14 protein-coding genes and 1 pseudogene are annotated in these 12,661 nt (G+C 44.0%); 6 read left to right on the top strand and 9 right to left on the bottom strand.

Translation table 11 applies throughout. The annotated features are described in order from the left end of the window. The 4 genes and pseudogenes from ABNT28_RS03095 to ABNT28_RS03080 all read right to left on the bottom strand — a co-directional run. Positions 1 to 197, bottom strand: a pseudogene (locus ABNT28_RS03095) (rhodanese-like domain-containing protein); the annotation flags it as partial. Further along, positions 194 to 652, bottom strand: a complete 459-nt coding sequence (locus ABNT28_RS03090) for a CoA-binding protein (RefSeq protein ID WP_332925068.1) — start codon at positions 650 to 652, stop codon at positions 194 to 196. The pseudogene ABNT28_RS03095 and the gene ABNT28_RS03090, both read right to left, overlap by 4 nt. Next, complete coding sequence (locus ABNT28_RS03085; RefSeq protein ID WP_332925069.1) at positions 649 to 1,014, bottom strand: 2Fe-2S iron-sulfur cluster-binding protein; 366 nt, start codon at positions 1,012 to 1,014, stop codon at positions 649 to 651. Before ABNT28_RS03085 ends, ABNT28_RS03090 begins: the two co-directional genes overlap by 4 nt. Continuing rightward, positions 1,011 to 2,366 (bottom strand): selenium-binding family protein, encoded by a 1,356-nt coding sequence (locus ABNT28_RS03080; RefSeq protein WP_332925070.1) that lies wholly within the window; start codon positions 2,364 to 2,366, stop codon positions 1,011 to 1,013. The genes ABNT28_RS03085 and ABNT28_RS03080 overlap by 4 nt, the downstream gene beginning before the upstream one ends. A 72-nt stretch (positions 2,367 to 2,438) precedes the next feature. Between ABNT28_RS03080 and ABNT28_RS03075 the strand changes: the two genes are divergently transcribed. The 4 genes from ABNT28_RS03075 to ABNT28_RS03060 all read left to right on the top strand — a co-directional run bounded on the left by ABNT28_RS03075 (position 2,439) and on the right by ABNT28_RS03060 (position 5,360). Then, positions 2,439 to 3,209, top strand: a complete 771-nt coding sequence (locus ABNT28_RS03075) for an IclR family transcriptional regulator (protein WP_332925071.1) — start codon at positions 2,439 to 2,441, stop codon at positions 3,207 to 3,209. Between the two features lie 112 nt (positions 3,210 to 3,321). Then, complete coding sequence (locus ABNT28_RS03070; RefSeq protein WP_332925072.1) at positions 3,322 to 3,786, top strand: DUF3237 domain-containing protein; 465 nt, start codon at positions 3,322 to 3,324, stop codon at positions 3,784 to 3,786. Positions 3,787 to 3,958: 172 nt separating this feature from the next. Beyond that, on the top strand, positions 3,959 to 5,062 hold the full coding sequence (locus ABNT28_RS03065; RefSeq protein WP_332925073.1) for a cis-3-hydroxy-L-proline dehydratase: 1,104 nt from the start codon (positions 3,959 to 3,961) through the stop codon (positions 5,060 to 5,062). A 103-nt stretch (positions 5,063 to 5,165) separates the two neighbouring features. Then, entirely contained in the window at positions 5,166 to 5,360 is a 195-nt protein-coding gene (locus ABNT28_RS03060; protein WP_332925074.1) for a hypothetical protein, read from the top strand. A 21-nt stretch (positions 5,361 to 5,381) separates the two neighbouring features. On the opposite strand, the gene ABNT28_RS03055 is transcribed toward ABNT28_RS03060, so the two are convergent. The 4 genes from ABNT28_RS03055 to ABNT28_RS03040 form a co-directional block, all read right to left on the bottom strand. After that, positions 5,382 to 6,548, bottom strand: a complete 1,167-nt coding sequence (locus ABNT28_RS03055; protein WP_332925075.1) for a hypothetical protein — start codon at positions 6,546 to 6,548, stop codon at positions 5,382 to 5,384. Further along, positions 6,545 to 7,330 carry an outer membrane lipoprotein-sorting protein gene (locus ABNT28_RS03050; RefSeq protein ID WP_332925076.1) on the bottom strand — a complete coding sequence of 262 codons (786 nt, stop codon included), beginning with the start codon at positions 7,328 to 7,330 and terminating at the stop codon, positions 6,545 to 6,547. Before ABNT28_RS03050 ends, ABNT28_RS03055 begins: the two co-directional genes overlap by 4 nt. A 28-nt stretch (positions 7,331 to 7,358) precedes the next feature. After that, on the bottom strand, positions 7,359 to 9,689 hold the full coding sequence (locus ABNT28_RS03045; protein ID WP_348720994.1) for an MMPL family transporter: 2,331 nt from the start codon (positions 9,687 to 9,689) through the stop codon (positions 7,359 to 7,361). A 173-nt stretch (positions 9,690 to 9,862) separates the two neighbouring features. Beyond that, the gene (locus tag ABNT28_RS03040) at positions 9,863 to 10,468 is read right to left on the bottom strand and encodes a TetR/AcrR family transcriptional regulator (RefSeq protein ID WP_332925078.1); all 606 of its coding nucleotides are present in this window, start codon (positions 10,466 to 10,468) and stop codon (positions 9,863 to 9,865) included. Positions 10,469 to 10,592: 124 nt separating this feature from the next. Between ABNT28_RS03040 and ABNT28_RS03035 the strand changes: the two genes are divergently transcribed. Beyond that, positions 10,593 to 11,336 (top strand): AzlC family ABC transporter permease, encoded by a 744-nt coding sequence (locus ABNT28_RS03035; RefSeq protein ID WP_332925079.1) that lies wholly within the window; start codon positions 10,593 to 10,595, stop codon positions 11,334 to 11,336. Then, positions 11,333 to 11,674 carry an AzlD domain-containing protein gene (locus ABNT28_RS03030; protein WP_332925080.1) on the top strand — a complete coding sequence of 114 codons (342 nt, stop codon included), beginning with the start codon at positions 11,333 to 11,335 and terminating at the stop codon, positions 11,672 to 11,674. The genes ABNT28_RS03035 and ABNT28_RS03030 overlap by 4 nt, the downstream gene beginning before the upstream one ends. A 58-nt stretch (positions 11,675 to 11,732) precedes the next feature. On the opposite strand, the gene ABNT28_RS03025 is transcribed toward ABNT28_RS03030, so the two are convergent. Next, positions 11,733 to 12,659: a lytic transglycosylase domain-containing protein gene (locus tag ABNT28_RS03025; protein WP_348720993.1), complete on the bottom strand. Its 927-nt coding sequence runs from the start codon at positions 12,657 to 12,659 to the stop codon at positions 11,733 to 11,735. Positions 12,660 to 12,661 lie beyond the last annotated feature (2 nt).

The following is a 12,661-nucleotide window of genomic DNA, read 5'->3' as shown; positions in this document are numbered from 1 at the left end:
CTAATCGCGGGCACTTCAGATATAGCTGCTTTTACAAGGTCTTTCGCACTCTTGGTGATTGTCTGAGCCATGTTTAGTTTCCTTTCCATGATGGACTTAAGCCAATTTATAAGGTCGTTGAACTGCCAGTTTAGCTGCCCACTGCATCCACAGCTACAGATAGACGAAACATAAATTTTGCTGTCATTTTCTATCATATTGCAAGATCAAGGCGAGGTTTCCAGAAAGGCCTGAACAATTCAATCTTGGGGCAACGATCCATAACAACCTGCATCCCAGCATCTTCAGCCAGTCTTGCCGCCTCATCATTACGAACGCCAATCTGCGCCCATAACACCTTAGCCCCAATGGCAATAGCTTCTGCAGCGATCCCGGGTAAATCATCAGGCTTACGGAACACCTCGACCATATCAACTGGCCTGTCAATCGTTGCAAGATTCGGGAAGACTTTAATTCCCCTGATTTCAGTTAGACCGGGGCGTGGATTGATTGGAATCATGTCATAGCCAGTTTCATGTAACACCCGTAATACGCCATAGCTAAATTTGGTCTTGTCCGCACTAGCGCCTACCATGGCAATCGTTTTTACCGATGACAGGATAGATTGAAGATATTCATCACTATAAGGTTCGTCGTGGTTCATATATTTCATTTGTCGGCATCCAAAGGTGTTGCGATATCGGCTTTCAATTCATGAGGTTGCAAAGGGTCAAGAAATGGATTGCGATACAGATTGTCATGGCTTTCCACCCCAATCTCCAGCGTACAGTCTGTTTTGGCACGCGCGACACACAGAATGACATAGCCATTATTCAACTGCCTATTATTAAGTGCCACCTGAGCGCGCTGATCAATTTCACCTTCAATCAGTTTGGCCGCACAGGTTATGCATCCCCCATATTTACATCCATAAGGCAGATCAACACCCTGCTCGCGCAATTCATCAAGCAACGGTTTCCGGCCTTTTACCTCATACGTTTTATTCTCACGGTTAGCGATGGTGATGATGCTCATAGCCATATATCGCTTGTACAATCGCCACCAGGATAGCGGGTTTCATGACAGCGTGAAGGACCATTTGGCTCCTTACCAAAATCAACGATGAAATCTTCGTTGATTTTCATACCACCATTTTCAACGTCACAGTCAATCATCAACATGACACCACCTTGCGTACGGATTTCAGGATAGAATTGGTTATCCCACGTTGAGAATAATGAGGTCGTGACATACATCCGTTTTCCATCAAGCGACAACTGGTACATCTGCGGACCACCTGCAACTTTGACGCCGTTTACAACAGGCGCTTTGCCCAAAAGCCCCCCCATCCAAACTTGCCCTGTCAACAAGGGATTATGTGGATCAGAAATATCATATTGGCGCATATCGCCGTGCAGCCAGTTATTTAGATACAAATACTTGTCGTCCATCGACACAAGGATAGCTGACATCACACCAGGCACAGGAATAGGCCATTCAGGATGCGGCTCATTCTCAACGTCGATGATCTTTTCCCATTCCCATTTTCCCTCTTTAGATTTCCAGAAATGGATCACATTTGCGCTAAGAGCCGCACCGCAAAACCCGTGGCTACTATCAGGATCGTGCATGAACTTAACTTCAAGCGGGATAAGCCCATCTTCGCCAAGATACATGGTCTCAATCGGTTCTTTCTTTTCAAAGTCCCAAATGTGAAGACGGCGGCCGTATTTGAGGTGCCCAACCTCTTCGAGGTCAAAACCTGGCATAAAGGTATTTGGTGCTGCCCATTCCGAGCTAACCATCACATTATGGCGTGGTTGATACCAGAAATCATAGCTGAACGGAATGTCACCCATGGAATTTTCCCATCGGCCAACAATTTCAAATTCCTTGTTTAGATGCAGGTAGCCGCCAGGTGCTTCACCCTTTGCATCGCCAAGAAAGGAAACAATGATCTCGGACCCCAAACAATGAACAGTGTGCGGGCCTGACAAATTAGTTTTTGATTTGATTTCGGCCCCATCAATTACTTTATGCAGACGTGGCTTAAAGGGATCAGTTGCCGTATCTATTACGTGGATATTATTTGATCGAACACCCGGTACAAGCAGATAACTACGCGACATGCCTGCGTCATCATGGCACGAGGAACAAGCATTCCATCCCATATGATGCAATTCATCACCAATACCCGGCATTTCAAGCCGATAAATGACTTGTGAATATGTTGGGCTGTCTGGATCTGCATCAACTGTAGCTAAATAGTCAGGCTTTTGAATACCAGTTCCCGTGTAGATAGCTATTGTGTAAAGGAGTTTTTCTCGTGGCGATTTTATCGCCTCTACTGGACTTGCATATCCAGGGCCACAGCATAGACCATCCATAATCACTTTCCTCTCTTGCGATCGCTTATTATTTCTTGTAAAATGATAATTACTTTATCACAAGGAAAAAATATGTATCTTGATCGCGTAACTTTAATTCTTGAAGTAGTTGGGCAAAAGGAAGTCGCTACAGTATCAGACATATGCGCGCATACTGATCTTCCTAAACCGTCAGTTTACCGATTAGCACAAGATTTAGTTACTACGGGCTTATTGGAGCCTATTGGTCGCGGACAATTCACCATTGGGTCACGTCTCAAGCGGATCGCACAAAGTGACCACTCTGATAGATCATTGCTTGATACAATTGCCCCCGCTCTGAAATTAGCCACCAAAAAATATAACAGTACATTTTTCCTATCCCGACTAAGGGGAAAATCAGTTGAAATTATTCATGTTGAAACACCCGATACTGGCGTTTCATATCTTCATCCCGGTTTAGGAAAACGCCCCTTGCACGCATGCTCTTGCTCAAAAGCTGTCGCCGCTTTTTCAAAAGATTTGTATTTGTCATGTATTATGGAAGGACAATTGCGCGCCTATACTGAATTCACATTGACAAATATTCAAGATTTGAAATCCGAGTTCAAAACCATACGCGAGCGCGGATTTGCAGAATGCGTGGAAGAAATCGAACGCGGTATATGTTCGGTTGCCGCGCCGATAGCCACAAGCGGACCAGGCGCCACTATCTCAATAGGGGCAACTGGATCAGTTCGCGTATTCACGTCAGCATTTCGAGACAAACTTGGCCCCCAAATAGCCAAAATTGCCCGTGATTTGTCTATAAATCTGGGTTGGGATGTAACACCAGATAAAGAAAACTCAACCTCAAAGGCCTAACCGCAACAACGCATATATTGGCTACGTTTGACGATGATAGTTGTTAGAATTTCAAATTTACCTACTATTACTTCAGTAGGTATTTTGCCTGTCATCAAGGAAAGTTTTAATCATGGAATTGCCCGCCCCAAAACTTGAACATGTATGTGATATCAAAGTTGATCTTGGTCCAATTAAAGAACTAGGCGATGGGCGTGGAGGCAGACGTCGAATTATCCCCATAGTTGGCGGAACAATGTCGGGGCAAGGTTTAACAGGCCGAGTTCTGAATGTTGGCGCTGACTGGCAAACCGTTTTCAATGACGGCCTGGCACAGCTTGATACACGCTATGCACTCGAAACGGATGACGGCGCCGTTATTGAAATCCTTAACTTTGGATTTCGGCATGGGCCAGAGGATGTGATGGCAGCTGTTGCCCGCGGTGAGGATGTTAGTCAAGACCAGTACTATATGCGCACCCATGCGCGCCTTGAGACAGGAGATAGCCGCTATGACTGGGTAAATCGAGCACTTTTCATTGGCACGGGCGCGCGTCTGAAATCTCAAGTGCTCATTAGTCTTTTTCAGGTTTTATAGAATAACAGGCACTTTATTCAAGCCGGTATCAGCTTTGCACCTTTTTTGATTAGGCGCGCCCCTCAGTTTGAATTCATAATTTAGCCACAAGACATTTGACGTGCCCCACCCCATATTGTTTCTATGTTGTCTAGTAATAAACTGATGTAATCGTTTTTGGGGTGCATTTGTCATGAAAATCACAGAAATCAACGTCTTTCAGGTTGACCTACCTCTTAAAGAAGGGCGTTATTCTTGGTCAAACGGTAATTTTGTTGAGGTGTTTGATAGCACCGTAGTTGAAATTGTTACCGATGACGATGTTAAGGGCTATGCAGAATGCTGCCCGCTTGGCTCCGCTTATCTTCCCTCATTTGCAGGTGGAGTGCGCGCTGGGATGGCAGAACTCGCACCACATCTAATTGGTCAAGACCCACTCAATATTGGCCAGATAAACCGCATTATGGCTGCCGCACTTCGAGGGCATCCCTATGCAAAGGCACCAATAGATATTGCCTGCTGGGATATTCTTGGCAAGGCAACCGGTCTGCCTCTTTATAGCTTACTGGGAGGCACAGCACAGGATGACGTTATTCTATATCGAGCGATCAGCCAAGACACCCCCGAAGAAATGGCGAAAAAAATAAATGGCTATGCCAATGAAGGGTATACGAAGTTTCAACTCAAGGTTGGCGGCAATGCTAATGATGATATTGACCGCATCCATGCTACTCGTGCTGTTCTTGATCCAGCTTACCTACTTGTAGCTGACGCTAATACCGGCTGGACAAAACATGAAGCGACACGAGTCGTTGGTGCTGTCAGTAATCTAGATATCTATATCGAACAGCCGTGCATGAGCTATGATGAAAGCATGTCAATTCGGCGACGGACAGCGCTGCCATTTATTCTAGATGAGGTGATTGATGGCCCAAACATGCTTGTGCGTGGTATTGCCGAAGATGCGATGGATGTAATCAACTTAAAAATATCAAAGGTGGGAGGCCTGACTCAGGCAAAATTGATGCGTGATCTATGTGTCGAAAATGGTATCCCGATGACAATCGAAGATACGTGGGGTGGCGACATCACCACTGCCGCAATTGCTCATCTTGGCCGGTCAACACCAGCTGAATTTTGCTTCTCGGCCACTGATTTTAATAGCTATAATACTATAAAGATTGCTGATGGTGCGCCACAACGTATCAATGGTCGCATGACCACTACCGATCTCCCTGGTCTTGGCATAACTCCTGATTTCAACATTTTGGGTGACGCTATAGCCAGCTATAGATAACCCATGCCAATGGTGTGTGCAGCCCCCTCACCCATAAGTTAAATAAAATTTATTGGGAGTGGATGGCTAGCCCCATCTATAGAACCGATATAGACTATCGCCTATGAACAATATTGATGAAAAACTTATGCGGTTAAAAGCCGAACAACGCGCCAAGACTTCAAAGGAAGAGCAAATCCACAAGCTTATTGAGAATAGTTCTTCAAACATTGAAGACAGAATAGCCACTTTCAAAACAGTCATGCAGACTGATCAGATACGGTTTAGCTCGGCTATCGCTAAGATGATGAAAAAATAAGAATTGTTCGTCTCTGTGATGCTAGAAGAACATATTTAGCGTCAACGTGACCGCATCATCATCAGACAACAACCCAAATGCAGAACTAGCTGTACGTGCATTATAGAACTGACTGGTTAGCTTTACGTTAGTGAAATCGTTGATGCGTCGCGACGCTTCAAAAGACACAAAAGACTGATCTGCTTTTCGATCCGCCGATGCAAGAAACAGGATATTACTGTCAGCGACGTCATTAAAAACCAGTCTTACACCAGCGACGCCAAACTGATTTGCCGCTGACTGTGGACGATCATCATGCTGGATTTCACCAATCAAGCCAATATCCCATACTGTTTCAAATGGTCCGAAATAGGTATATTCAATACCTGCAACAGCCGCCGCAAAGTCATGACTCCCTTGCAAACTGCTTTGGGTGCCATGCAGACTTTCCCACTTCAACAATGTGGCGTCACCAGTATATTGCGCTTCCAGTCCAACTGATTTTTGTAAGGCATAATATGGGCTTAATGCGCTACCACCACTGGCAACAGACAGGATAGGATCACGCGCAGTACCATAAAATATGCTGCCAGCAATATCCCAGTCACCAACAAAGCTGGTCAGTCGCGCCGCAAAGTCATCGGCATCTTTGCCATCTTTGCGCGCATACTGCGCAATGCCAACAGGTAATCCACTGCTGGGGTGGGCGTCGCTGTCATTGAATGTTTTTTCACGGAAACCAGTAATATACCATAGTTGAAGATCACCTATATCAAGATAACGCTCGGCAGATATGGAGGGCGCACCGAGCTTTCCCGATTTACCATCATTGGCCGCCGCATCAGACTGGTTGATAACATCAACAACATTTTTACTTTCAGCTTTACCCCAGAATTCTTGACGGTTTCCCAAGAAAATATCAAAGCCAGCAAGCGGTGTCCGTATATAGGCTTGGCGCGCTTCAGTGATCCGGCGACCACTATCTTTTTCGTCAGCACGAACAATCAATTCGGCTACAATGCGACTATCTTCAAAATCGTGAAAGGCATCAATCTTCACTTCAACCGACCGCCCTTGTGACGCTGTGCCATCCGCATGATCCGGATAGAAATCCAGCCGTGATGAAACCGTGCCATCTACCTCGCCAGCAAATGCGGGCTGTGCTAATAAAAGTCCAACCGCTAAACTGCGAATTGCAAAACAGATCATCGTGTTCGTTTCAACGCTGTTTTCTCAAAATCACGTTCAGTCATGCCTGTCTGCAACTTCCAATCGGCAAATAAAAGTTCAGTTTTCTTACCTGTTTGGTGATTTGTCATGACCAAGCGATTAGACCGCCAATATTTACCCAAATGCTGTTGATAATCTTCATAAAACAATGTTTTCAAAAGCGTATTTTTTCGATCGTAAAAATCAATTTTATGAACGCGATACTCAGCCTTATCCATCCACACAAGCTGACGTGTGTAACCACTTTTAGGATCAACGGGGTCATATTCGACAACAAAACAGTCAATACCATTCAAATTTTCGTCACGCAGATAGTTGTAGGTATATTTTTCAACTTCCTGACTGGCAATATCTTCATAGGAAAATTCACTGCCCATAAACGGACCGGCTTTGTTGGAAGACGCAATACGCTTAACCCGTTTCAATGCAGGCAAATATAACCATTGATCGTCCGAGTCTGCCTTTTTGGTATGTGATAGAAATGCTGTACCACGCACATCACCCGGACTGTCAAAAATAACCAGCGATTTATCGCCTTCATTGACACCTTCAAATGTTTTATTGCGAATTGCACGCTCGGTTGATTGACCATATTTATCCATTAAAATCATAGTCATCTTCGAGATTGAATCGCCAAACCCTTTGTCGCGGTTATCAGCTTCAATCGCAATTTCCAACCCCTTCTCTGGTGAGGCTAATGCCCCAGTTGTCAAACAGACAGAGGCTATGGCGACAAACATGGTTGCGGTAGCTAGTTTCATTTTAATCTCCTTGGACAACATCATTGGCTCAAGCATTTTGTGGAACTTCTTCGAGGCTTGTTACTGGTTCAGCTTCTTTTTTATCTTTATCAAGTGCAATCAGCAATGCGGGAAGCAAGGTCAAATCAGCGATCAAAGCTATAACCAATGCTATGCCTGTTAACATTGCCATATAGCTGTTAACGCCAAATGTTGATTGCGCCAAAATGGCAAATCCAGCTGTTAAAATTAGAGTTGTTACGACAAGCGCCGTCCCAACACCGTTAAAAGCAAAAATCACAGCATCATTTGGTGACAGTTTTTGTTCACGCCGCGCAATTTGATATTTGCTGAGAAAATGGACACTATCATCAACAACAACACCTAATGCCATGCCAGCAACGACAGCCACAGCCATATTCACTTGACCAACAAGTACCCCCCAAAGACCGAAGGCAAGGGCAGCGGGAAGCAGATTTGGAATCAAGCTCAGAATACCCAGACGCACATCTCTTAGGGCAACCAGAATAACGCCGCTAATCAGGAACACAGCAATAAGTGTTCCAATCAACATACTTTGGATATTTCGCTCGGATATATACGCAAACATGACTGTAGGGCCGACAGCTGTTAGGTCGAAATCAAGCTCGTCAGCAAGATAGTTTTCAGCTCGAGCAATCCACGCACGAAGTTCATTCGTCGTCATATCATCAATTGTAACAATAACTTGTGTTGATGATTTACTGATATCAAGCTGGTTATTCAAATCCAGACCGAATGGTAACGAAAGCTCGTACAAAAGCAGATATTGTGCGGCTAATTCACGTGTATCCGGTACCCGGTAAAAGGTTGGATCACCCGCATTGAGATCACGATTGAGTCTCTTGAATATATCCGAAATGGATTGCACATGTGTTACGACTGGCTCGTTATGAGCCCAAGCCGTAAATTTAGATACTTTTTCAATGAAGGCTGGATCACTAACGCCATTAGATTCCCCAGATGGCAAACTGAATTGCACCTGATTGGCACCTGTCAGATTAGCGCTGATCCAGTCAGTATCCTTGCGATATTGTGTTGAACTATCAAAATATTTGACAAAATCATCATTGATTTCATTCAACGGAATAAGCGCAAGAATACCAGCAGATAAAATAACGCTTATAGCCAAAACTGGCTTGTATCGCGAAGCAACAAATACACCAAGCTTTCCCATTTTATCATCAAGTTTTGCAAGAGTCGCTTTTGATTTTAGAGGAACAAAGCTAATCAGAATAGGTAACAAAACGATCGAATAGATCCATGCTGCCATCACACCAACGGCTGTTATATTGCCCAGATCATGAAATGGAGGAGAGTCTGAAAAATTCATCGACAGAAAACCCAAAGCCGTCGTCAGACTTGTTAAAAAAATGGGCTTACTGTTAACGCGCAAGCTATATAGCAGGCTATCCCGTTGACTATGACCTGCACGCATTCGGTTAAACATACTAACCAACAAATGAATAGAATCAGCGACAGCAAGTGTGGTGATTATTGTAGGCGCACTAGCCGATGGTGGTGTTAGGCCAATACCCATCCAGCCGCCAACCCCCATTGCAAAAATAATACTTGGCACAACAACAAACAGCACCAAAGCCGTTGCCATCAACGATCTGAGCAAAAGATAAGCAACAACCAAAATAACCAGATACATTGCGGGAACTAGTGTCGCCATATCCTGCATCGATGATTCCAAAAAAGCATTATTCAGGAAAATAACTCCACCCAGTCGGATTTTGACATTATGTTTTGCTTCAATGTCTGCGGCCATTTCACGGGCGGCAGCTGCCACAATTGCAACTTCATCAGCACTTTTGCCTGGCATCTGAATGGTCGCGTTAACTGATGTTGCCCGATGTTGCTTATCGTGAATTTTCCCTGCCAAAGCTGGCTCAGTTGAGCTCACATTATCGACCAGAGCCTGCTCATCTTCGCCCATAGACATTGCATCCATATACAAATCGCGGACAATTAGATCATCACCATCAACTTCGGTATGTTGGTAATTTGAGAGACTATCGACACGAATTGAAAAGGGAAGTTGCCATGCAATGCTGGTTAATTCCTCAACAGCCGCCAACACCTCAGGCGCATTAGCCTTGCCAGACAATGGATCAACAGCAAAGTTGACATTATCAATCTTCGTATAGGTCTGTTGTATCTGCTCAAACGCTTTAAGTTGTGGATTATCTTTGCCAAAGAAAACACGGTAATCATTATCAAAATAAAGGAACTGAGCACCGACTGCGCCTAGTATTGTCATCGCTGTCACAAGCCCCAGAACCAAAAACCTGTATTTCAGAAGCCATTCACCGTATGAACCATTTTGCTGTGACATAAAGCACCTTTTTTAAAAACTGATAGAATTACCAAGCATTCGGTAATACGCATTTATGAAGAAGTAAAGATTTAAATACCAAATGGTATTAATACCTAAGAATTAAGTAAAAACTGCTAAAAAATTAAGCAAATACATAAAAAAATTGACTAAACTATTACGGCACAGGAAAACTAACGAACTATTGATCCTATTACTAAATCGCTAATTGAAAGTAGCTGTTCTGTTGAAATACCCATTTTTACCATTGAATTCATGGCAATAACATGACTGCTCAGATACAGCGCTGCCTGATGAACATCGACGCCATCCTTCAACTGCCCCTTGTCACGTGCAATAGATAGTATTGATGCCAGTTTTTCAGGTTGCTGACTAAGGTAGGTTTTGATCAGAGACTGGCTTTTTACGCCAAGCCGATCAATCTCATGCAGACAATCACAAAATAAACACCCATGTGGTGACGCATCTGTGGCTGTCCAGGCGGTTATTATCTGCTCAAACCATTCAGTCAAACCGTGGCGAATATTTTCATGTGCTTCAAGACACTCAAATTTATCTACATTGCCAGATAAATAACATTCAAGGACATCATATAATAATCCGTCTTCATTTTCGAAATAGCGATATAATGTTGGTTTTGACACCCCCGTCATACGTGCCACTTGGTTTAGCGAGGTTGCTAATACACCTTGCCTCCAATAAAGATCTAGGGCCGTTTGAATAGTCTTGTTTCTATCGAATGAAACTGGCCGACCATGTTTTTTCTGGGCAGAAATCACTTCACACTCACTAAAAAATCACTACTAACTCACTATAGCTATATATGTGTTATAAATCATCAATATACATTATTTTTTCACCACGTTTTTAGCCAACATTCAGATAATATGAGCATTTAACAAGATGGCCGAAACATCATCACCACCAATCAATGAGAAACCATCATCTAAACTCTGGTTAATCGGTATTCGGGACGGCGTCAATGTTCCAGGGTTTGCGCTGATGAGTACCATGATCGGATTTGCCACCATAGCACGTGAAGCTGGTTTTGATATCTGGATGGCCTTAGTCACGACAGCCACAGTATTCGGCATGCCTGGCCAAGTTGCGTTTGCCAGCCTTTTTGCGGGTGGTGCCAGCCTATTATTAATTTTTGTGGCGGTTTCGTTAGCTAATATGCGCATGATGCTTATGGTCATTTCAGGAAGCGATATTCTTAATTTATCTGCGCATAATCTACCTTTCTGGAAACGGCTTTTATTAATGCATTTTCTGGCGATAACCAGTTGGGCGCAAATCGGTTTTAAAGCACATCAACACCCCCCTCCTTTGCTCCTCTCCTATTACATCGGCTTTAGCCTGACTATTTTTACCTTTGCCATGACCGGCACGCTATTAGGATTTTATATAGCTGATTGGATACCACCTGAAATTCTGCGTCTGGTGATTTTCGTGACACCACTCTACATTTTGTTGCTGGTCATCAATGCGCGTCATACATTAAATCGTCTGGCGGCCGTCATTGGCGGTACGCTTTGCCCCCTTATCTACCCACTTGCCGCTGATTGGAGCATTCTTATAGCGGGCGTCATTGGCGGGACATTAGCCATGATGATCTTTCACATCAGAGGACGGAAACGCTCATGAACAACCTAGATTACACAACAGCAGAAGCTTGGCTAGCCGTTTGTCTGGCTTGCTTAGGTACTTTTGGCTGGCGCCTGATTGGGGTTGTTCTGGCTGGTCGTATTGCCACTGACACCCCAATGATGACATGGATCAATGGGGTTGCTTATGCAATGGTATCGGGTGTTCTGATGCTTATTCTAGTATATCCGACTGGTATTCTGGCCACAACCGAGCTGGATCATCGCTTTATTGGCTTGTTTGTTGGACTTGGGACAATGATTTTGACCAAAAACCTATTTTATGCCCTTTGTACTGGGCTTGGCAGTTTTGCCATTATTGTAACCGTATTTAATTGAATAATTACATATATTTATAAATTCAATATAAAGTAATGATTGAATTTATCTTTGATCACTATCCCTGTTTTGCAAAACTGGCACGAAATTCCAATACCTTACGCCAATTTTTGGCTATGTGCGGCTGTCTTTTCTTTAACAAATCATCACCCGACAGAGGGATCGCAGGAACTTGCGCCTTAACCAGCTTAGCAGGCTTTTTAAAAAGTTTAGGCGTTATTCGTGTGATTTTATTAGCCGGCTTAGCCAATTTTGTTGCTGAACCCACAATATCTTTGTGTCGCGAAGTTGCGTTTGACATTGCGTCTGACATATTTGAAGCGGCAAGTGTTTTCAGCCCCATTTTAACCTTTGGCTTGGTTTGCGTTAGGGCTTTTGGCTGAACTGGAACTGGAAGTGGCAAATCTACATTACGTTTTGGTTTTGGTTTGGGCATCACCGTCGGCAATGGAGCTGGCTCAGTCAACACTGCGTTGACCAACTGTGGTGATGAAGGCAAATGATAATTTTCAGCCGCCATAACAGCGCTCACCTTGCGCAAATAGCGTTCATTTTTGTTTGGATCATTCGAATGGTAATGCCGAATTGCCTGATCCCAATTTCCGTGACGGTTTCGAAGAATAATCAGAAATGATGCAGCGTAAGCCACGTTAACATCAGGATTGAACATTTCGGCAAAATCGCGAAAATTATCTTTATGCCATTTGGTGTTGATTTGCATACAACCCACATCGACGCTGTTTTCACCATTGGCATAACTTACCTCGACGAATTCAAGCGCTGAGTCCTGATCTTCAAAAAACAGCCCCTCAACACCATCATTTACCGTCCAAGGCCATGATCTTCGTTTACCGTCACTATTAACACGTCCGGACTCAACCCGCGCGATGCCTTGCATAATACCTGACGGTATTGCATATTCTGCTTCTGCCTTTGCGGCCAGAGCCTCACAATCGACATCACGCGCCCATACATGTGGCGTCATGC

Source organism: uncultured Candidatus Puniceispirillum sp. (assembly GCF_963979125.1).
Taxonomy (GTDB): domain Bacteria; phylum Pseudomonadota; class Alphaproteobacteria; order Puniceispirillales; family Puniceispirillaceae; genus Puniceispirillum.
The sequence above is the reverse complement of the archived record's forward strand: the minus strand, read 5'-3'. Positions and strand labels throughout refer to the sequence as shown.

Bases quoted from the DNA above. Each gene is read 5' to 3' on its own strand.
- ABNT28_RS03090 (WP_332925068.1), bottom strand. From the start codon at position 652: ATGAAATATATGAACCACGACGAACCTTATAGTGATGAATATCTTCAA.
- ABNT28_RS03085 (WP_332925069.1), bottom strand. From the start codon at position 1,014: ATGAGCATCATCACCATCGCTAACCGTGAGAATAAAACGTATGAGGTA.
- ABNT28_RS03080 (WP_332925070.1), bottom strand. From the start codon at position 2,366: ATGGATGGTCTATGCTGTGGCCCTGGATATGCAAGTCCAGTAGAGGCG.
- ABNT28_RS03075 (WP_332925071.1), top strand. From the start codon at position 2,439: ATGTATCTTGATCGCGTAACTTTAATTCTTGAAGTAGTTGGGCAAAAG.
- ABNT28_RS03070 (WP_332925072.1), top strand. From the start codon at position 3,322: ATGGAATTGCCCGCCCCAAAACTTGAACATGTATGTGATATCAAAGTT.
- ABNT28_RS03065 (WP_332925073.1), top strand. From the start codon at position 3,959: ATGAAAATCACAGAAATCAACGTCTTTCAGGTTGACCTACCTCTTAAA.
- ABNT28_RS03060 (WP_332925074.1), top strand. From the start codon at position 5,166: ATGAACAATATTGATGAAAAACTTATGCGGTTAAAAGCCGAACAACGC.
- ABNT28_RS03055 (WP_332925075.1), bottom strand. From the start codon at position 6,548: ATGATCTGTTTTGCAATTCGCAGTTTAGCGGTTGGACTTTTATTAGCA.
- ABNT28_RS03050 (WP_332925076.1), bottom strand. From the start codon at position 7,330: ATGAAACTAGCTACCGCAACCATGTTTGTCGCCATAGCCTCTGTCTGT.
- ABNT28_RS03045 (WP_348720994.1), bottom strand. From the start codon at position 9,689: ATGTCACAGCAAAATGGTTCATACGGTGAATGGCTTCTGAAATACAGG.
- ABNT28_RS03035 (WP_332925079.1), top strand. From the start codon at position 10,593: ATGGCCGAAACATCATCACCACCAATCAATGAGAAACCATCATCTAAA.
- ABNT28_RS03030 (WP_332925080.1), top strand. From the start codon at position 11,333: ATGAACAACCTAGATTACACAACAGCAGAAGCTTGGCTAGCCGTTTGT.
- ABNT28_RS03025 (WP_348720993.1), bottom strand. From the start codon at position 12,659: ATGACGCCACATGTATGGGCGCGTGATGTCGATTGTGAGGCTCTGGCC.